We start from the raw sequence: 19,620 nt of genomic DNA, 5'->3' as shown, positions 1-19,620 counted from the left end.
CTAGCCGTGCGGTGCGGATAGCTGAAAGGCCGTATTTATCTGCCTCTCACATGTCAACGCAAAAAAAGTGTGAAACGATTCACACTTTTTATTGGGTATTTCTTGGTAAAGTTTGGCGAAAAGTGAAAAAACAAGAAAAGTTCGCTGTCAGCAGTGAGCTGTCAGCAGTCCGGGCTGAACGCTTCTTGCCTGCTCACCGCCAACTGCCTACCGCCTACTTTTCAACTGACCGGTGGTTTGCTCGGGCGGATCTCGACCTTGCTGGGCAGCGTTCGTGCATCCATTTTCAAAAGGTCGATGACGACCTCGGCGATGTCTTCGGGTTGGATCTGCCACATCTTTTCGGCGGACGGCGTGTCGTTGCCGAAATAGGTATTGACGCTGCCGGGGCAGATGTAGCTGACCTTGATGTCGTCCTGGCGAACCTCCTGCATGAGGGCCTCGGAAAAGCCGTTAAGGCCGAATTTTGAGGCGTTGTAGGCTGCCATTTTGGGATGGGCGTTCTGGCCGGCGAGCGATGAAATGTTAATGATGTAACCGCCGCCGCGTATCTTCATCAGCGGCACCGCGTAATGGCAGGCATAGTAAACGCCGAACAGATTGGTTTCGACCGTTTGCCGAAACTCATCCGGCGTGATCTGCTCGACCGTTTTCCCCATGATCCCGATCCCGGCGTTATTGACCAGAATATCGACGCCGCCGAGCACTCGCTCGCAATCAGCCAGAATCGAACGCACCTGTTCGTCATTGCGGACGTCGCAACTGCGTCCTACAGCCTTGCCTCTCAACGCCAGCGTTTTAAGTGCTCCCTCGACGGCCGAAACGGTTCGTCCGCAAATAAAAACACTCGCTCCGGCATCTAATAATTTCTCAGCTATCGCATAGCCGATCCCCTTGGTGCCGCCCGTAACGACGCCGACTTTGTTAGCTAAATTCATAATTTGTTATGGCTTAAAATCGGAATCACTTCTTAAAACTACTTCTGAGATCTGAGTTTTGGCGACTCGGTATTTCTGAGCTCCTTCCAGAGGACGATAAGAGTTCCATCCACGTCAAAACCAACTGTCCGGAACAGGACTATTACATCACGCCGTTTATCATAGTCGAGTTCATTGAACACAACTCCCTGAAACGACTGTACAACTTCGCCCCGATAAGCGATCGACCTCAGTCCGTAGGTCATATTCATCTCTGCAGCCGCTGTATTTGCGTAGCGAAATCCACCCGCTTCGACCCCAGCCTCAAACTTTCGATTGGTTTCTGTAACCACCTTGATCGCGTCTGCCGGCTGAAACTGAGGCAGATACGCCACACCGTCTGACATAAGATCTAAGCTCTCGATCGGAAGATCCCCGAGCTTTACGAGGATTCCCTGCGTCAGCGCCCCCGGCGTAATAAATTTAGCTCCGCTAAAGGAAATATCGGATACACCCCGCATTCGGTAACCATGCTTCCGGAAAGAATAGGCATTGCCGGCACCGGGGAATGGATATTTTAAGCAATCACCCTCGGGCCGGGCCATCCCGATGATCTCGGCACACCCGAGGTCGGGCGTTATTCTAAAAATGCCGGTATTCGGCCGCGATAAAAACGAATCGAAAACAGACCTGATCTCGGGGGCGATGGCTACTGTGGAAAGCTCGTTTGCCATCGGCACCCTGTAGAGAGGATCGACGTACTTGGTAAGCATCTCCTTATTCTCACCCGCCTGCTTTATCTGCTCATCCTTTGGCTTGTTTTTTAGTTTGGTGATCTCATAATCAGAGTTGCGATTATACGCGGGTGTCGGAGTGCCGACCGTGATCGGAGCGGGCGTGGCTGAGACTTGAAATGCGAGCGCCGACGTAAATACCGCGGAAACAAGCACTACGCAAATTGCAGCTAAATACTTCATCTTCTTTTGTGGCGAAAGCTCTTTTTTCCTTACTATCTGGGATCGGCGATCTTCGGAGAGTCTAGATTCCGCATCTCGCGCCACAAAAGCGTTAAGCTCCCGTCAGGTGACATCCTAACTACGCGGAACGCCACAATTATGTCCGTCCTCTTATCAAACGATAATTCGTTAAACCGTACCCCTTCAAAATCGCGTGCAACATAAGCTTTATAAGCGATCGAACGCAGCAAATACGTCACATTTATCTTGGCCGGCACGACCTTGGAATAGACATGTTCGCCATCGATCACTCGCCTTGAAAATGACAGATTCTGCTCTCTTATCTTTTCAAACTGCGTTGCCGGCACAAAATCTGTCATGAATTTCAGCCCCGGCGAGCTGTCGTTCAGATGCTCAAGCTGAACGTCACCGATATTCGCCAAAAACCCTTGCGAACCCTGGCCAAAGGCCAAAAAGCTGCGTCCGTCATAGATCAGATCAGCAAAACGCCACTGCCTGTGCGTGCGTGTGCGAAACGAAAAAGCCGCCCCGCCGCCCGGAATTTTAAGCATATCGCATCGGTCCGATCGGTTAGTCTGGAAGGTGATCTCGTCGCATCCGTAGTCAGGCATCAGCCGCACTAACCCGAAATTCTTATTCTTGAGAAGGTCCGCGTATTTTGATAGGTCTTCTGTATCCGGAGCGACCGCCCTTTGTTCCTGGTCGGTCGGATTGCGATAGAGCTCCCGTATTCGCTCAAGCTTCAGACGTTCCTCGACGGTTCCATTCGAATTAATTCGATTTATGTCGTCCCGGCCGTCTGCACGAGTGCGCTCATTGAGCGTATGAGACAGCAAACTGGCTTCTCTTTCCTTTTGACGTACCACGCCCGTGCCTGCCTGACCATAAGCGATCGAACCGGAAAGCAGGGTGATCGAAAGAGCTAGAGAAAGGAACTTCATACTAACTGCCTTTCAACTTGGGGATAAGCAACTCGTTTACAACCTTGGGGTTTGCTTTTCCCTGCGATGCCTTCATCACCTGGCCAACAAAGAAGCCGAACAGCTTTTCGTTACCTCCGCGATATGCATCGACGTTTGCCTGGTTAGCGCCGATCACTTCATCAATGATCTTTTCGATCGCCCCGCTGTCCGAAACCTGCTCAAAGCCTTTATCTTTAATAACCTGAGGAGCAGGTTTGCCAGTAGCGAACATCTCAATGAGAACTTCCTTGCCCTGATTATTGTTGATCGATCCGGAGCTGATCGTATTCAAGAGCTCGGCGAGATCCTCGGCAGTCGTCAGACTCTCCACAACGCCCTTTCCGGAATTGTTAAGCTCGCGCGTAAGCTCGCCGAGTATCCAATTCGCAGACATTTTTGGATTCGCGGTGATGCGGGCCGTAGTCTCAAAATAGGCCGCAAGATCCTTGTCGGTAACGAGCTGCGACGCATCCGAAAAAGTAAGCCCATAAACCTCGATGAACCGGTCGCGCATCGTATCGGGCATCTCAGGCATTTCTCTCTTAACCTGCTCGATAAACTCCGGCGAAACTCTTACCGGCTGCAGATCAGGTTCGGGAAAATAACGGTAATCATGCGCGTCCTCTTTACTGCGCATAAATCGCGTGCGGTTGTTCTTCTCATCCCAAAGACGCGATTCCTGATTTACCTCTTCACCTTTTTCGTGAGCCTCGATCTGACGCTCGATCTCATATTCGATCGCCTTTTGCATGAAACGAACCGAGTTTAGATTTTTTAGCTCAACCTTGTTTCGAAACGCAGTTTCACCGACCTTTCGAACCGAAACATTCGCCTCGCAGCGAAGGTTTCCCTTCTCCATATCTGCATCACTCGCCCCGACCCACTGCAGCGCACGGCGCACGTGATTCACGTAATCATAAGCCTGCCACGACGAGCGAAAATCCGGCGAAGTAACGATCTCACCAAGCGGAGTCCCAGCCCGATTCAGGTCGATGTAAGAATATTTGTCTGTCTCAGGAAGTCCTTCGTGAACGTTCTTCCCCGCGTCTTCCTCAAGGTGCATCCGCTGAATGTGAATGGTCATCGGCTTCCATTCTTCGACGCGTCCATGCTCATCCCGGTCCGCGGTGAGAATGGTCAAATGCCCATTGGCTGAAAACGGTTTATCGTATTGTGAGATCTGATAGCCCTTCGGCAGATCGGGATAGAAATAATTCTTGCGGGAAAACACCGATGTTTCCTGGATCTCAAGCCCCAATGCCAAAGCGGCGCGGGCCGCGAGATCGATCACCCGTTTGTTCAAAACAGGCAACGCCCCGGGCAGACCCAGACATGTCGGACACGTATTCGAATTTGGCTCGCCGCCCGTCTCGACCGCACACGAGCAAAAGATCTTAGAATCTGTCGCCAACTGAGCATGGATCTCCATGCCAATAACTGCTTCCCAACCTTCTTTCATAAATAATTATCTGCGCACCCGCTTGAAAGCCGGCTGCGATGGAGTGCGGCTGCCTGTCGGCCAAAACGTTCCGCCGCCAATATAGCCTGACTGCTGATAAACATACTGCGGACGCGGCGACCTATATCTCCGGCCATTAGACCAATAATAGATCGATCCATATCCTTGCGGCTGTGGGATGTGCAGGATTTGGACAGACGGCTGCTCATACACGCCCATCGCCGCGTTCAGACGTTCACGGTCGAGTTCCTCGCTTCTCAGTTTTTCGGATAGCCGTTCCGTTTCGATACGGCTGTGTTCCCGCCGCCGCTCCAATTCCGTCGGAGACGGCATTCCGAGGCGTTCGTAGTTTTCGCGATATTCGCGCTCCGCCGCCAGTCGAGCCTGCCGGTATTTCTCAAGGTCGGCATTTGTAACGGTCTTATTTTGCGCCATAGAGGAGATTGCCGTTGCCGCAATAAAAAACATCAAAGCCGCGATCTTAAATCTCATAACTATCGTCTCCAGTTTTTTGATTTTAACACGAAGTTTGATGCTAACGATAGCAATACAGTTAACCGCGAAAACCGCGAAAGGGACGAAAAAAGAAAATTCCTGATTCCGCCCCTTTTCGCTACATTCGCGGTTAATACGTCTTAGAATCCGAAGCTCAAACCGACGCGACACGTGGCCTTGGCCGTACGAAATCCGTTCTCGAAATATTCCTGGTTAAAAACATTCTCGATCGTGCCAAAAAGCCGCAGCGTCATCTTCTCGCTCTTGATCCCAAACGTGTAACCACCGGTCAGGTCGCCCTTTCGATTTCCCTTGAACCGAAACACATACGTTTGGAAAGATGTGTTGCTAGAGATCGGGGCAAGATACGTCGATGTAGCAAGAAAATCTAGGTTTACCCAGAATCGTTTGAATCGTTGTGTCGCCACAAACGTGAACTGATGATCAGGAATCCCGAGCGTCTTCAGATTCGAATTCCCCGTGACCTGCGGCGTCCGCTGGAGGCTGTTGGTGACCGTGTACGATGCAAAAATGTCCGTTGAACGAGTCGCCTTTGCCTTCACGCTAAATTCGCCGCCCCGAACAATACCGCCTTGCTGATTCACATAACCGCCGAATGGACGGGACGTTGAGCCAATATTTGCGACCACATTTCCGTAACCAATAATATCCGTCAGCTTTGTATAGAAGTATGTTGCGGAGAGCCGAACGCGTTCGCTCGCAAGATTTTGCTCGATTCCAGCGTCAAACGCGATCGTTTTCTCAGGCTTCAAAAATGGATCGCCGATAGCGGTAAAACTCGGTGTGCCAAAACTTGAAAAGAACGAACCGTACCGTTCGTACAAAGACAGAACGCGATAGCCATTACCCACATGAGCACGAAGTTTGGTCCCCGAAGTTCTGAAAAAATACGACGCAGCCCCGTCAAATGTGGTTGCAGTCGGCGGATCGCTGAGCGTCAGGTTGCTATACAGCGCGTTCGTCAAACTAAATCCCGGCCGGTCGAGGCTGAAACTCTGTACACGGGCACTACCCGCAAGCTGCAGACGCCCGTCCACCAAACTGACCAGATCCTGCACGTAAAAGGTGCTGCTCTTTTGACCGGCCCGTGTGAAGAAATTGCCGGTTCCGCTCGCCGTCCGGCCATCGTTGCCATATTTCTCACTCTCGAACTCATACCCGGCGGTAAATTGATTAGCGTCATTCGGCGTCCAGTTGATGTGGGCATTTGCGGTCTGGACCGCACCGTCGTAAATGCTGGTCGATGCACTCTGAAACCCTGAACCGAGAACGCCGTTATCGTTCGTTCGTTTCGTTTGCAGTCCCTGAAAGTACCCGCCGATCACAACCCTGCTGTTAATGACCTGGTTTACGACAAATTGACCGCTAAAAAATCGCGATCTTTGTTTGTTATCCGGATCATTAGCATCCGTGCAAAAATTCACATTCGGGTTAGCAGATATGATCGACGCGTTACTCGATGGCGGTGTGCCCAAGGTGTCGGGGCTGGAGTTCAGCCTTACATCTGCATCTGAAAAGAAGACGCGGCCCGAGATGTTTGTCTTCGAAGATGGATCAGCGTCGATACGCGTTTGAAAATTCGTATTGTTCGCATTGTCCTGGCCGTCTATACCTTTCGTATAAGCGGTCCGTGACAATGCCGCGTTTATGCCGAATCTGCCGTTTTCGGCCCCATGCGAAATATTGCCGCGAAACCGTCCCAGCCCGAGGCCGCCGACAGCTCCGCCGATCTGGCCGTGTGTACCTTTTCGAGTTTGCGGTGTCTGAAAATCGATAGTGCCGCCGATCGCGTTCGTGCCGTAAACCGACGAACCCGAACCACGCAAAACTTCAACCTTGCTGACGCTCGTCAGCGTAAGATCGCTCAAAAACGCCGACGCGTCGCCCGTGATCGCCGTCACATCGCGAAACCTGATCCCATCGATCAGAATGGCCGTGTCCTGATTTCTCAAACCCCGAGTCTTGATAGACGCTAGGCGTCCAAAACCACCCAGTTGCTGTACACGAAAACCCGGGATCGAACGCAAACTATCTACCAGGGAAAAATCAGCCCGATCACGCATTTCCTGGCCGTCGATAACGTCGACGGTTTTCGAAACTTGCTCTATCGTCTGCGTTCGATTGGCCGCAACGACGACAACGTCAGCGAGTTCACCTGCCGAAAGCTGGCCGTTTTTCACGCTGACGCTCGCCTGTTTATTGCCATAAACAAGCAAATATCTGCCGTCCTCAATTCCCTCGAATCGATAAACGCCGTCGGCATCGGTCTTTGTCTCAAATGATCCGCTCGCGGATAAGAGTCGTACGGTTTGATTAGCGACGATCTGTCCCAGGTCTTTTAAGCGGCCGTAAACTGGCGCGGTTTGCTGCGCCGTAATACCGATGCACAATAACGAAATAAAAAAAACTAATCTAAAAAACTTCATGAAGCTCCTTTTCTACCCATCGCAGAATGGTTCAAAACCCAAACGATCGAGCAAAGTTCCCGGCTTACCTAATTTCAGACTTTGGATTGCCGATTTTTGATTCTCCGAAAGAAATCCAAAATCTAGAATCCGAAATCTAAAATCGAGCTCACGGTTGCGTGGGCAGTGTTGGACTTTCACCAAACTTCCATTGCATCGAATGTCAAAAGTGATTGTTGATCGTTGATGGTTGTATTTTCTTACATCGATCCGCGATCAGCGATCAACCATCAATATATTGCCGTAACACGTAATTTACGACTCGCTGGATTTTCATCCAACAAAACTTTTACTCCGAAAACGTCTTGAACATTGTCGGCAGTTAAAACTTTTTCAGGCGGTCCCGCCGCGGCAATGCGTCCTCGGTGCAGCATTATGATCTCGTCGGCAAATTCCGCCGCGAGATTCAGGTCATGAGTGATTACGATCGCCGAGTAATTACTTTGTGAGCACCGCTCACGAACCAGCCGAAACATCATCGCCTGGTGTGCGAGATCTAGATTCGCAGTCGGCTCGTCGAGCAACAGGATCTTGGCTCCAGTTGCCAACGCTCTCGCCAACACAACTCGCTGTCGCTCGCCGCCAGACAAATGATTCATCAATCGCGTTTCAAATCCGCTGAGGTCACAATCCGCTAACGCTTTTTTCGCGAATTCGATATCCGCATCACTCTCCCAACCAAACGCATTCCCGTGAACGAACCGCCCAGACAGCACGAACTCCAAAACTGTTACTGGAAACCGCGTTTCATTTTCCTGAGCGACTACTGCAATATTCTCAGCTATCTCACGCCGCGAAATGTCAGCGAGACGTTTCCCATCGAGCGTGACCTCGCCCGACGACAGCGGCAGCGTGCCGTTCAGAGCTTTTATCAGCGTAGTTTTCCCCGCTCCGTTGGCACCAAGAAGAACGACGACACAGCCCGGCTCCAGCGAAAACGAGATCTCCTGCAAAACCTCGCACGCTCCATAACTTATAGTGGCATTTCTCACATCCAACATTTTCTTAAACAGGGATAAAGGGGATAAAGGGGATAAAGGGGATAATTGCCTGTTTTGAAATCCCTTTCATCCCCTCCATCCCTGTTAATTTCTCCGCAACAAATAAATAAACATCGGAGCACCAATTAACGCCGTGACAGCGCCGACTGGTAGTTCCCTGGGAGCGATCGCCGTCCGCGCGATCGTGTCTGCAAAGACCACGAAGATGGCTCCAGCGATCGCCGAGCACGGAACGACCAAACGATTGTCGCTCCCGACGCTCAATCTCACCAGATGCGGGACTATCAAGCCCACGTAACCGACCGAACCGCTCGCGGCAACAGCCGCACCGACAACCAAGCTTGCGGCACCGAAAACCAGCATTCGAACGCGGCCAACCTCGACACCAAAATCAAATGCGTCGCGTTCGCCGACCATCATCAGATTCAAGGCCCGAGCCTGCGACATTAGAACGATCGTGCCGACGATCACGGCTCCAAGGCTGAGATAAACGCCGTTCCGCGTGGCTTGCGAAAGGTCGCCGAGGAGCCAAAATGTGAAGCTTCGGAGCTTCGCCGCGTCCAGCAGCGTCGTGAGCATCACGATCACGGACGATAAAAAAGTGGTGACGATCACCCCCGACAAAATCAACCGCTCGACATTCATCCCCGCCCGGCTCTTCGCCATTCGATAAACGGCGACCGTCGCGAGCCCCGCTCCCGCAAACGCAAGCAATGGCCGCGTGATCTCAAGGCTCTGAAAAAACACGAACGCTAGCATTGTTCCGAGCGCCGCTCCATTCGAAACTCCCAACAAGTAAGGCTCAGCCAACGGATTTCTTAGTAGCGATTGCAACCCTGCCCCCGCCACCGCCAAACTCGCGCCGACGCAAGCCCCAAGCAATATCCTCGGCAAACGGATATCAAAAAGTATCGAGGCCTGCTGCTCGTTCAGATCAAATATTGGCAACCGTTCGGCCCCCAAGAGCACAGCCAAAATTATCGCGGCAGCCAATGCAGCGAGTAATGCTAATCCGATAATAATGGCCTTACGATTCACGATGGTTAATTCGAAATAAGGTAGACGTGAAAAATCTTAAGTTATAACTTCTCACTCGAAACTTATTACTTATTCGGGAACTTCTCCGGATGCAGATCCTTCGCGATCTGTTCCAACGCATCCACCAACCTAGGCCCCGGCCGCGACAGCAGATCGGCATTTACCTTATATACTCGACCGTTTTTCACCGCCGGAGAATTCTTGAAAACCTCATTAGGTTCGCGGTTGTCCTCACTGTCCGACAAGATAATGGCTTCAGGATCTAGAGCCAATGCTGTTTCTTTGCTTAATTTCGGATACGCGGTCTCGACCTGGCGGGTCACTGACTCGGCAGCCGCTTTGCCGAGCGCTGTTGTTAAAAATGATTGATTTCCTATAGTAAATAACGGCTCTTTCGATATCTGAACGAAGACACGCGTTCGAGTGTCGCCCGCCGTCTTTTGGATCGTATTAATTCGTGTGGTCAGGTCTGAAATGAGCTTAGAAGAAATGTCCTTTGACCCAAATATGTCCCCGAGATCGCTTAGGTTCTTCATCAGAGCATCGAGTGAATCTGCTTTCGTCACATAAACCGCTATCTTATTCGCCTCAAGCGTTTTCATGAACGCCTCGATCTGCGAAGCGGTCGAAACAAAAACAACATCCGGCTTTAGCGCGATGATCGATTCCATGTTCGGATTCATCGTGTCGCCGATCTTCGCAATTGACTTGGCAGCTTCCGGGTAGTTGCAGAATGTCGTCACGCCAACAAGCCGGTCGCCTGCACCGACGGCAAAAATATTTTCGGTCAGATTTGGCGCAAGCGAAACGACCCTTGTTATCTTCACCGGTACTGCGACGGTTCGACCGAGATCGTCAGTAACCTGTCGCATGGCGACGGTTGCGGGTGCGTTTGTATTAGGAATCGAAACATTGCTCCGGCAGCCCGCAAATACGGCGACTGCGAAGAACATCACTGTCAGCACCTTTCCGCTTTTTATTTTTTTTAACTTCAGCTTTCTACTCCTTCCCCAAAACCAAAAACGCCTCGTTTTATCGCAGTCGACGTACATCGACCAGAAAAACAAGGCGTTCCAAAATATTAAAATAGAAAGCTCGTGTCTGCCTGCGATGTTTTGACGCGAAACATCTACCAACGGCAAATACGTTTGAGGCAGGAAATCTGACTTATCGATTTTGAATTTTAGATCGCTGATTTTGGATTGAAAAATAATCCAAAATCTAAAATCGCAAATCCAAAATCGCATCACAGTGACGCGATCGTGCGGGAATCTCACCCGGCTTACCCTGTTTCTTTGCTGGTCACAATAGACCTGCTCCTCAGACGTTTAATTATCAATACCACAGTATCAGGGCTAGCGGTGTTCGAGTCAATCGCCAGGGACAATCGCTATTTCTGGCCGAAACACTCAGCTGGCACATTCTCGAGCGTGTTGACCATGAGCATGTCCACAACAGCGTTAAAGTCGCCGCCGGTTTCCTCGTATACGCGAAGCTGCTCATCGGCCGAGGTGCCGCGATCAAGGATCGTATGAATATGCTCGATCTCATGACGCGAATCGAGCGGGTCGACCACATCGTCAACAAATTCAAGCAGTTCGCGTATCAGGTCCCGCGCCGGAACCTCTTTCTGTTTGCCCAGATCGAGCATCATACCGTCAAGCCCGTAGCGGATCGCCCGCCATTTATTTTCGAGGATCAACCGGCGATGATAGATGCGGAAACCGAGATTGCCGTCGTTGAGCACCATCAATTTCGCAACGATCGCCTGGAACAAAGCAGCGATCGCGATCGTGTCATCAACTCGGGTCGGGATGTCGCAAATACGAAATTCGAGTGTTGGGAAAAGATGATGCGGACGCACATCCCACCAGATCTTCGACCCATTCTGGATGCAGTTCATCTTGACCAGCAGGTCAACATAAGCCTGATATTGCGCATAAGATTCGAACGTGTCGGGTATCTCGGTACGCGGGAATTTCTTGAAAACCTCGGACCGATATGATTTCAGCCCCGTGTTGAAACCCAGCCAAAATGGCGACGATGTCGTCAAAGCCAGAACATGCGGCAGGAAATAACGGGCCGCATTCATAACCTGAATACGTTTTTCCATATCGGGAATACCGACATGGACGTGGAGCCCAAAGATCAGCAGGCTGCGGGCCACCATCTGCAATTCGTCAACCAGTAATTTATATCGATCACCGTCGTAGATCTCCTGTTCGGACCACTTCGAAAAAGGATGCGTCGATGCAGCGACGATGGCCATTCCCTTCTTCTGTGCAAGGCTCGAAATGATGCACCGCAACGTCGAAAGGTCTTCACGCGCTTCCTTAATGTTTGCGCAAACGCCAGTACCGACCTCGATCATCGACTGGATCATTTCAGGCTTGATCTTCTCACCAAGCAGCAGCTTGCCTTCCTCGAGGATCTCAGAAACATGCGATTTTAACTCGCGCGTTGTAGGATCAACGATCTGAAATTCTTCCTCGATGCCAAGCGTGAATTGATCAAACATAAGTTTTTTTTGATTCCAAAGTCCAAGAGTCCAGATTCGCTGATCTTTATGCTATTTCACTTAAGAATGTCTCATCGTCGGCACTTAGGTCCTTGAATCTGACTCCGACGCCATGGCCCGGGTCCGAGTAAACGACCGTGCCTAGAATATTCATCGAGCGTTCGCCAATGTTAAGAGCCATTACGATCGGCGTGCCGACGTCGAGCGGGGCAGTGGTTGTCATATACAAGCCGCCCGAGCCGATATCGCGCGTGTTTGCAATGCCGGTGCCATCGCCGCCTTCGAAGCGGACGTCAACTATCAGCTTTTTACGGTCGGAGGTACGCCGTTCGGAGGGCAGACGTGCGTCACTGAGGTCTGTTTCAGTCATAAATTGTGTGAGTTCTTTCCAGTTAAGATCTGTGATGAATCTGTTTCACATTCTAACTCAAAGTATTTGTATTACATAGAGAAATTTGACGTGAATGTCGCGAAATTCGCGGCAGCGTGACCGGAGGGGCAAGCATCCTTGCTTGCCGCTCCAGTCATGCTTCGCTTAGCTTTTTCCGCCGAGCTCTTTTGCAACCTTCAAAAACGCTTTAGCTGCGTGCGAAAGTTCGGAGTTTCGGCGATAGATGATGTTCAATTTACGTTCGAGCTTCATTTCCTTCACCGACAGCTCTTTCAATAATCCCGCATTGATCTCGGCTCTCGCAGTGATACGCGGGACGAGGGCAAGGCCGACTCCGCGGGCGACAAGTCGTTTAATTGCTTCGAGCGAAGGCAGCTCGACGGAGATATTGAGCCGCGTTTTATGCTTTTCAAAAGTCTCGATGACCTTTTGCCGATACGGTGACGGCGCATTATGGGCGACGAAGGTCTCGGTACCCAGGTCTTTTATCGAAACCTCAGTAAATTTTGCGAGATGATGTTTTGGCGAAACGACGAGCACGAGCTCGTCGCTCATCGCGCTGATCGAACGCAGCGATTCGTCATTCGGCGTGAACGAAATGACTCCCAGCTCGACTTCGCGGGCGGTTATTTGTTTTGGGATGCGGCTGGCGACGCCGCGCTGAACTTCGATCTTGATCAGCGGATGCTGTTTTCTGAATTCCTCGATGACCGGCAGCAAATAAAAAACGGTATGTTCGTTCGCGCTGATGGTGACCTTGCCATGCTGCAAGTTCCGCATCTCGGTGATTGCCTGCTGGGCATGCAGCCGGAGGTTGAGCATCTGCTTGGCATGGCTGAGTAAAACTTCGCCTGCAAACGTAAGTGTTCCATCCTTCGAAGAGCGGTCAAAGAGCTTTTCGCCGATCTCGCTTTCGAGGCGGCGTATCGCCTGGCTGATCGCGGGCTGTGTTCGATTCAGAACTTCGGCTGCTCGCGAGAAACTTCGCTCGCGAGCGACTGTCACTAAAACTTCAAGCTGGTTAATATCCATCGCGTCCCGGCGGAGAGAGTCAAACCTATTTATATACCGTCAGTGTATTGCTAAATCGCCCGAGTGCAAACCCGTGCGGCCCCTCAACGTACTCACCAAATTATAATTTCATAACTAGACATTATGCAAATATCAGTAACATAATATTGACTTATTATATTGCGGTTGTATAACATCAGGCTATGTGGCGGCAAACCCTGCGCTTTTGCCGCCTCAACCTCAGGAGAAAAATACTATGAGTAACACGAGAATCGCGATCTTCGACACAACGCTGCGTGATGGCGAGCAGTCACCCGGCTGCTCTATGTACCTTGAGGAAAAGATATCTATGGCCCGCCAGCTCGAAAAGCTCGGCGTTGATGTGATCGAAGCCGGATTCCCCTTCGCATCCGAAGGCGATTTCAAATCGGTCGTTGCCGTCGCGGAAGAATGCCGCAATACGACGATCGCCGCATTATGCCGCACGGTCACCTCTGATATTCACAGTGCAGCAAATGCACTGAAGAAAGCCAAACGTGCCCGCATTCACACATTTGTCGCGACGTCTGACATTCATCTCCAATACAAGTTGAAAAAGAGCCGGGACGAGGTCATTGAGATGGCTTCGCACGCCGTTGCCGCTGCTCGCGAATGCGCCGATGAAGTCGAATTTTCGGCCGAGGACGCAACCCGTAGCGATGTCGATTTTCTTTGTCAGGTCTTTAATGCTGCCGTCGATGCCGGTGCGACCATTCTGAACGTTCCCGACACGGTTGGCTACACGCTGCCAAATGAGTACGCCGCGTTGATCGCCGCCGTGAAAGAACGCGTGGTCGGTGATAAAGACGTAACCATCAGCGTCCACTGTCACAACGATCTCGGCCTCGCCGTCGCCAACAGCCTCGCCGCGATCGAAGCCGGAGCCACGCAGGTCGAATGCACCATCAACGGCGTCGGTGAACGTGCGGGCAACGCTTCGCTTGAGGAATTGATAATGGCAATGACCGTTCGTGCGGACAAGATGCCGTACAGCAACAACATTGTCACGACCGAGCTTTATCCGACGAGCCAACTGCTCTCCTCGATCGTCAGCTTCGGCGTCCAGCCGAACAAGGCTATCGTCGGACGTAATGCTTTTGCCCACGAGGCCGGCATTCATCAGCATGGAGTGTTGAGCAACCCGCTTTGTTACGAGATAATGACGCCTGAATCGGTCGGCGTGCCGAAAAACAGCATCGTCCTCGGTAAACACTCTGGCCGCCACGCGCTGATCGCCCGGTACGAAGCTCTCGGGTTCAACCTGAACGACAGCGAGATCGCCAGCATCTACCCGCGTTTCATCGCCCTGGCAGACCGCAAAAAGAACGTGTACGACCAGGACCTAATGGCCCTCGCTCCAGCTCGCGGGCCGACGGCAATTGCAGCCTAGAGAAAGAGTTTTAACCACAGATGGACGCAGATAAACACAGATAAAGAAAGGCTATCTGTTCTAACTTATCTCCCTATCTGCGTCCATCTGCGGTTAATCTGTGTCTTCCTGCTGCTTTTCGACTTTGCGTTCAAAACGCTGAGTATTGAATTGAATATATGAAGATCACGATCCTGCCGGGTGACGGTATTGGGCCTGAAGTTTGTCGGCAATCGGTCAATGTTTTGACTGAGGTTGCAGCTGCGTTTGAGATCTCCATCGAGACCGAAGAACATCTGATCGGCGGTTCCGCGATCAAGGCGACCGGCTCGCCATTCCCTGCCGAGACCGAAGCCGCTTGCATCAGCAGCGACGCCGTTCTGCTCGGTGCGGTCGGAGCTCCGGAATTTGACCATCTCTTGCCCGAACATCGGCCCGAGATCGGCTTGTTGAAACTTCGCCAGGCCCTCGGCGGATTTGCCAATCTTCGCCCGGCTGCGGCCGTTCCGGCACTGATCGATTCTTCACCGCTGCGCCGCGAGATATTCGAAGGGACCGACCTGCTCATCGTCCGCGAACTGCTCGGCGGGCTTTACTTCGGCACACCACGCGGCTTCAACGAAGATAATACCGTAGGTTACAACACGATGCGCTACTCCGTCACCGAGGTCGAACGGGTGGCCCACGTTGCTTTCCAATCAGCTCGCGGCCGCCGCAAAAAACTTACCTCGGTCGATAAAGCAAACGTCCTCGAAGCCTCACGCCTCTGGCGTCAAACCGTTACCAAGGTTGCTGAGCAATATCCCGACGTTGCTCTCGATCACCTGTTTGTCGATGCCTGTGCGATGCATCTCGTAACCGATCCGAAGCAGTTCGACGTGATCCTGACGGAAAATCTTTTCGGTGACATCCTCTCAGACGAAGCCGCCGTTCTGACCGGTTCGCTCGGTATGCTTCCGTCCGCAACGATCGGCGGAAAGGTCGATTTTTACGAACCGATCCACGGCTCGGCACCTGAAATTGCCGGCAAGAACATCGCCAACCCGCTCGGCGCGATAGCGTCAGCGGCGATGCTCTTGCGATACACAGCCAAAAATGAATTGGCGGCGGCTGCGATAGAAAAAGCTATAAACTGGGTACTCGAAAAAGGCCACCGCACCGCAGACATCGCCGGAGCCGGCGGAAAAGTAGTAAATTCGACCACCGAAATGGGCGCAATGGTCGCCAGCCGTGCCGTCGAATTTGCGAATGTGAATAACGCGTATCACGCGGTTTAATTGAATGCAAAAGCCCGCGCATTAGCAAGGGCGACTCAAGCGGCCTAATTGAGAGTTGACATGTTGTATCATATATGATACATTGTTTCTCATATGTCTTACTGCGAGAATTTTGTCAGAATTAACTTCAGATCTAAGCATGGCCGTGCCCCAACCCGGACGAGCTAGTGTTTTTTCCAAATGAGACGATTTCTGGCTGTAAATGCAAGTGGATAAGGCAGTTAAACCGTCTCACTTTGTCCACGCAAGTGAGACGGCTAATGAATTGAACGCTGGTGTACAGTTTCATATGAAAACCCTCTACGACAAGATATGGGACCGCCATCTGGTCCACGCCGAGGCAGGAAAACCTTCGCTCCTGTACATCGATCTGCACTTGATCCACGAAGTGACCAGCCCTCAGGCTTTTGAGGGATTACGGCTCGCGGGGCGGAAACTTCGACGTCCGGAACTCACGTTCGGCACGATCGACCACGCCATCCCGACGATCAACCGCAATCTGCCGTTCAAAGATCCGATCGCCGCACAGCAGGTCAAGACCTTACGCGAAAACTGCAAAGAATTCGGCGTCGCTCTCTATGACCTCGACCGCATCGAACAAGGGATCATCCACGTTTTCGGCCCGGAACAAGGCCTGACGCAGCCCGGAATGACGATCGTCTGCGGCGATTCGCATACTTCGACGCACGGTGCTTTTGGAGCGCTTGCCTTTGGAATTGGCACTAGCGAGGTCGAGCATGTGTTTGCAACGCAGTGTCTGCAGCAGGATAGGTCAAAGAATTTCTGCATCAACGTCGAAGGTGAGCTTCCCTTCGGCGTGACGTCAAAAGACGTTATCCTCGGCATTATCAACGAGATAGGAGCCAACGGCGGTGTCGGCCACGTGATCGAATACACTGGCTCCGCGATCCGCAGCCTCTCGATGGAAGGCCGCATGACCGTCTGCAACATGAGCATCGAGGGCGGCGCAAAAGCTGGATTGATCGCTCCGGACGAGACGACATTCGAATACATCAAGGGCAAACCATTCGCTCCGAAAAACTGGGAAGCGGCGGTCGAAGATTGGAGATCACTCACGACCGACGAAGGTGCTCATTTCGACAAGACCGTCGAGATCGACGCCGCTTCGCTCGAACCATATGTCACGTGGGGAACTTCGCCGGATATGTCGGTTAAGGTCAGCGACGCTGTTCCCGATCTGAGCGATGCACGCGATGAAAATGAGGCGAAGTCGTTCGAGCGGATGTATCAGTATATGGGCGTTGAGCCTTCGCAGCGGATCGACCAGATCGCGATCGACCGTGCATTCATCGGCTCGTGTACAAATTCCCGCATCGAAGACCTCCGCGAAGCCGCCAAAGTCGCGAAAGGCTACAGCGTCAGCGGCCGCGTGAACGCGATGATCGTTCCCGGCTCGATGCAGATAAAACGGCAGGCTGAAGAGGAAGGTTTGGCGAAAATATTCACCGACGCCGGTTTCGAATGGCGCGACGCCGGATGCTCGATGTGCCTCGCCATGAACGAAGACATACTCCAACCGGGCGAACGCTGCGCATCGACCAGCAACCGCAATTTCGAAGGCCGCCAGGGCCGCGGCGGACGCACACACCTCGTTTCACCCATGATGGCCGCCGCAGCGGCGATCGCAGGGCATTTTGTGGATGTGCGGGATTGGAAGTTTAATGACTAGGGAGGAAGTTACAGGGAAAGGGATGGAGGAGATATCGAAAACCCTCCATGCTCAAACAACTCTTCTGCAGCATCCACTTTATCCCCTTCATCCCTGTAAATACTTCCTCTGCAACGTGGCGGTGAAATACTATGGACAAATTCACGACATTCGAAGGCTTGGTCGCTCCTTTGTTTCAGACGAATATCGACACCGACCAGATCATCCCAAAACAATTCCTCACCCGCATCGAACGCACGGGTTACGGCGCGTTTTTGTTTAATGACTGGCGGTTGAACCCGGATGGTTCGCCGAGGGCGGATTTTGTTCTCAACGATCCAAAATACGCCGGAGCTTCGATCCTTGTTGCCGGAGCAAATTTCGGCTGCGGATCGTCGCGTGAGCATGCTCCGTGGAGTCTGCTGGATTATGGCTTTCGGGCAGTGATCGCTCCGAGCTTTGGCGATATCTTTTTTAATAACAGCCTGAAGAACGGCTTTCTGCCGGTTCGTCTGGATGAAAAGGTCGTGGAGGGCATCGTCGAAAAAGCGAAAACGCTCGATAATTACAAACTCACCATCGACCTCGAACACAAAACCGTCACCGACGATCACGGCCTCAATGCTTCATTCGAGATCGACGAATTCCGTCGCTTCTGCCTGCTCAACGGGCTAGACGACATTGGCCTGACGCTGCAAAACGAGGGCAAGATCACCGAATATGAACAAAAGACCGGCATTGCATCACACTTCGCCACTGCGTAACGTGTTTGCATTTTATACCGCGTCAAGCTACGATAATTGTTCGTTAAACTGAGATTTTATAGGTTTAGCTTGGCCGATAATAGCGGCTTTTTTCATTATGGGATTTTCGACCGTCGCCATTCACGCAGGCAACGAACCTGACATTGCCACGGGGGCGGTCAGCGTTCCGATCTACCAGACATCTACCTACAAGCAGGAAGCCCTCGGCAAACCGACTGGCGGTTACGAATACGCTCGAACCCAAAACCCGACCCGCTCGGCATTAGAAAGAAACATTTCAGCTCTCGAGAACGCCAAATTCGGCTTCGCCTTTGCGTCAGGAATGTCCGCGATCGACACGACGCTAAAGCTCGTAAAAGCAGGCGATCACGTCATCCTCGGCGACAACACCTACGGCGGAACGTTCCGGCTTTTTAACCGCATTCTGAAAGATTACGGCATCGAATTTGACCTCGCCGACACTTCGGATCTCTCGAATCTCGAAAAAGCATTCAAGCCGAACACGAAAATGGTCTTTGTCGAAACGCCGACAAACCCGATCATGACCATCACAGACCTGAAGGGTGTTTCCGGCCTTGCCCATGCAAATGGTGCGAAGGTCGTCTGTGACAACACTTTCATGTCGCCATATTTTCAGCGGCCGATCGATCTTGGTGTCGATATTGTGGTTCATTCCACTACTAAATATCTGAACGGCCACTCGGACAGCGTGGGCGGCTTTGTCGCTCTCAACGATGAGAAAGACGCAGAATGGATCGGATTTGTGCAGAACGCGATCGGAGCGATCTTGTCACCAATGGATTCGTTTCTGGTTCTGCGCGGAACAAAAACGCTTGCCCTCCGCATGGAAGCACACGATAAGAACGGCCGTATGGTCGCAAACTTCCTTGCCGAGCATCCGAAGGTTGAAAAAGTTTACTATCCCGGGCTCGCCTCACATCCGCAGCACGAACTGGCAAAACGCCAGCAGACGGGCTTCGGCGGAATGGTTTCGTTCGAAACAGGTTCGCTCGATAATGCACGAAAAGTTTTAGAGGGCGTTAAGCTCTGCACGCTGGGTGAAAGCCTCGGCGGCGTCGAAAGCCTGATCTCGCATCCGGCCTCGATGACACACGCGTCCATTCCTGAGGCAACGCGTGCTAAACTAGGAATTACTGACGGCCTGGTACGAATCTCGGTCGGGATCGAGGATGTCGAAGACATTCTGGAAGATCTTGATCAGGCACTTACTTAGGTTCAAAGTTCCA

General features: G+C 51.9%; 17 protein-coding genes and 1 riboswitch. Of the genes, 5 read left to right on the top strand and 12 right to left on the bottom strand.

The annotated features are described in order from the left end of the window. Positions 1–221: 221 nt before the first annotated feature. From IPG22_11415 to IPG22_11360, 12 genes are all read right to left on the bottom strand, one after another. Positions 222–938 carry an SDR family oxidoreductase gene (locus IPG22_11415; protein MBK6588893.1) on the bottom strand — a complete coding sequence of 239 codons (717 nt, stop codon included), beginning with the start codon at positions 936–938 and terminating at the stop codon, positions 222–224. Positions 939–976: 38 nt separating this feature from the next. After that, entirely contained in the window at positions 977–1,894 is a 918-nt protein-coding gene (locus IPG22_11410; protein ID MBK6588892.1) for a hypothetical protein, read from the bottom strand. 32 nt (positions 1,895–1,926) lie between these two features. Further along, entirely contained in the window at positions 1,927–2,835 is a 909-nt protein-coding gene (locus tag IPG22_11405; protein ID MBK6588891.1) for a hypothetical protein, read from the bottom strand. A gap of 1 nt (position 2,836) precedes the next feature. Continuing rightward, positions 2,837–4,315: an Asp-tRNA(Asn)/Glu-tRNA(Gln) amidotransferase subunit GatB gene (gene gatB, locus IPG22_11400; GenBank protein MBK6588890.1), complete on the bottom strand. Its 1,479-nt coding sequence runs from the start codon at positions 4,313–4,315 to the stop codon at positions 2,837–2,839. Between the two features lie 6 nt (positions 4,316–4,321). Then, the gene (locus IPG22_11395) at positions 4,322–4,807 is read right to left on the bottom strand and encodes a hypothetical protein (GenBank protein MBK6588889.1); all 486 of its coding nucleotides are present in this window, start codon (positions 4,805–4,807) and stop codon (positions 4,322–4,324) included. Positions 4,808–4,950: 143 nt separating this feature from the next. Further along, positions 4,951–7,257 carry a TonB-dependent receptor gene (locus IPG22_11390; protein MBK6588888.1) on the bottom strand — a complete coding sequence of 769 codons (2,307 nt, stop codon included), beginning with the start codon at positions 7,255–7,257 and terminating at the stop codon, positions 4,951–4,953. Between the two features lie 32 nt (positions 7,258–7,289). Beyond that, a riboswitch (cobalamin riboswitch) is annotated at positions 7,290–7,491 on the bottom strand. Positions 7,492–7,526: 35 nt separating this feature from the next. After that, positions 7,527–8,288, bottom strand: a complete 762-nt coding sequence (locus IPG22_11385) for an ABC transporter ATP-binding protein (GenBank protein MBK6588887.1) — start codon at positions 8,286–8,288, stop codon at positions 7,527–7,529. Between the two features lie 93 nt (positions 8,289–8,381). After that, a complete protein-coding gene (locus IPG22_11380) occupies positions 8,382–9,335 on the bottom strand; it encodes an iron ABC transporter permease (GenBank protein ID MBK6588886.1) in 954 nt (317 codons plus the stop codon). 65 nt (positions 9,336–9,400) lie between these two features. Then, positions 9,401–10,288, bottom strand: a complete 888-nt coding sequence (locus IPG22_11375) for an ABC transporter substrate-binding protein (GenBank protein MBK6588885.1) — start codon at positions 10,286–10,288, stop codon at positions 9,401–9,403. 437 nt (positions 10,289–10,725) lie between these two features. Continuing rightward, complete coding sequence (locus tag IPG22_11370; protein MBK6588884.1) at positions 10,726–11,853, bottom strand: carboxylate-amine ligase; 1,128 nt, start codon at positions 11,851–11,853, stop codon at positions 10,726–10,728. A gap of 46 nt (positions 11,854–11,899) precedes the next feature. Further along, positions 11,900–12,223, bottom strand: a complete 324-nt coding sequence (locus IPG22_11365) for a PilZ domain-containing protein (protein MBK6588883.1) — start codon at positions 12,221–12,223, stop codon at positions 11,900–11,902. Positions 12,224–12,388: 165 nt separating this feature from the next. After that, a complete protein-coding gene (locus tag IPG22_11360; protein MBK6588882.1) occupies positions 12,389–13,276 on the bottom strand; it encodes a LysR family transcriptional regulator in 888 nt (295 codons plus the stop codon). A 235-nt stretch (positions 13,277–13,511) separates the two neighbouring features. Here IPG22_11360 and IPG22_11355 point away from each other — a divergent pair, with 235 nt between their 5' ends. The 5 genes from IPG22_11355 to IPG22_11335 all read left to right on the top strand — a co-directional run bounded on the left by IPG22_11355 (position 13,512) and on the right by IPG22_11335 (position 19,607). Next, positions 13,512–14,684 (top strand): 2-isopropylmalate synthase, encoded by a 1,173-nt coding sequence (locus tag IPG22_11355; protein MBK6588881.1) that lies wholly within the window; start codon positions 13,512–13,514, stop codon positions 14,682–14,684. 158 nt (positions 14,685–14,842) lie between these two features. Beyond that, positions 14,843–15,940: a 3-isopropylmalate dehydrogenase gene (gene leuB, locus IPG22_11350; GenBank protein ID MBK6588880.1), complete on the top strand. Its 1,098-nt coding sequence runs from the start codon at positions 14,843–14,845 to the stop codon at positions 15,938–15,940. 289 nt (positions 15,941–16,229) lie between these two features. After that, positions 16,230–17,630 carry a 3-isopropylmalate dehydratase large subunit gene (leuC, locus tag IPG22_11345; protein ID MBK6588879.1) on the top strand — a complete coding sequence of 467 codons (1,401 nt, stop codon included), beginning with the start codon at positions 16,230–16,232 and terminating at the stop codon, positions 17,628–17,630. Positions 17,631–17,761: 131 nt separating this feature from the next. After that, a complete protein-coding gene (leuD, locus tag IPG22_11340) occupies positions 17,762–18,373 on the top strand; it encodes a 3-isopropylmalate dehydratase small subunit (protein MBK6588878.1) in 612 nt (203 codons plus the stop codon). A gap of 97 nt (positions 18,374–18,470) precedes the next feature. Beyond that, positions 18,471–19,607, top strand: a complete 1,137-nt coding sequence (locus tag IPG22_11335; protein MBK6588877.1) for a cystathionine gamma-synthase — start codon at positions 18,471–18,473, stop codon at positions 19,605–19,607. Positions 19,608–19,620: the final 13 nt, after the last annotated feature.

This window comes from Acidobacteriota bacterium, assembly GCA_016703965.1.
GTDB lineage: Bacteria > Acidobacteriota > Blastocatellia > Pyrinomonadales > Pyrinomonadaceae > OLB17.
This window is presented reverse-complemented; position numbering and strand designations above follow the sequence as displayed.

What these genes read in the sequence shown, in the direction of transcription:
- IPG22_11415 (MBK6588893.1), bottom strand. Translation starts at nt 938, where the DNA reads ATGAATTTAGCTAACAAAGTCGGCGTCGTTACGGGCGGCACCAAGGGG.
- IPG22_11410 (MBK6588892.1), bottom strand. Translation starts at nt 1,894, where the DNA reads ATGAAGTATTTAGCTGCAATTTGCGTAGTGCTTGTTTCCGCGGTATTT.
- IPG22_11405 (MBK6588891.1), bottom strand. Translation starts at nt 2,835, where the DNA reads ATGAAGTTCCTTTCTCTAGCTCTTTCGATCACCCTGCTTTCCGGTTCG.
- gatB (MBK6588890.1), bottom strand. Translation starts at nt 4,315, where the DNA reads ATGAAAGAAGGTTGGGAAGCAGTTATTGGCATGGAGATCCATGCTCAG.
- IPG22_11395 (MBK6588889.1), bottom strand. Translation starts at nt 4,807, where the DNA reads ATGAGATTTAAGATCGCGGCTTTGATGTTTTTTATTGCGGCAACGGCA.
- IPG22_11390 (MBK6588888.1), bottom strand. Translation starts at nt 7,257, where the DNA reads ATGAAGTTTTTTAGATTAGTTTTTTTTATTTCGTTATTGTGCATCGGT.
- IPG22_11375 (MBK6588885.1), bottom strand. Translation starts at nt 10,288, where the DNA reads ATGTTCTTCGCAGTCGCCGTATTTGCGGGCTGCCGGAGCAATGTTTCG.
- IPG22_11370 (MBK6588884.1), bottom strand. Translation starts at nt 11,853, where the DNA reads ATGTTTGATCAATTCACGCTTGGCATCGAGGAAGAATTTCAGATCGTT.
- IPG22_11365 (MBK6588883.1), bottom strand. Translation starts at nt 12,223, where the DNA reads ATGACTGAAACAGACCTCAGTGACGCACGTCTGCCCTCCGAACGGCGT.
- IPG22_11360 (MBK6588882.1), bottom strand. Translation starts at nt 13,276, where the DNA reads ATGGATATTAACCAGCTTGAAGTTTTAGTGACAGTCGCTCGCGAGCGA.
- IPG22_11355 (MBK6588881.1), top strand. Translation starts at nt 13,512, where the DNA reads ATGAGTAACACGAGAATCGCGATCTTCGACACAACGCTGCGTGATGGC.
- leuB (MBK6588880.1), top strand. Translation starts at nt 14,843, where the DNA reads ATGAAGATCACGATCCTGCCGGGTGACGGTATTGGGCCTGAAGTTTGT.
- leuC (MBK6588879.1), top strand. Translation starts at nt 16,230, where the DNA reads ATGAAAACCCTCTACGACAAGATATGGGACCGCCATCTGGTCCACGCC.
- leuD (MBK6588878.1), top strand. Translation starts at nt 17,762, where the DNA reads ATGGACAAATTCACGACATTCGAAGGCTTGGTCGCTCCTTTGTTTCAG.
- IPG22_11335 (MBK6588877.1), top strand. Translation starts at nt 18,471, where the DNA reads ATGGGATTTTCGACCGTCGCCATTCACGCAGGCAACGAACCTGACATT.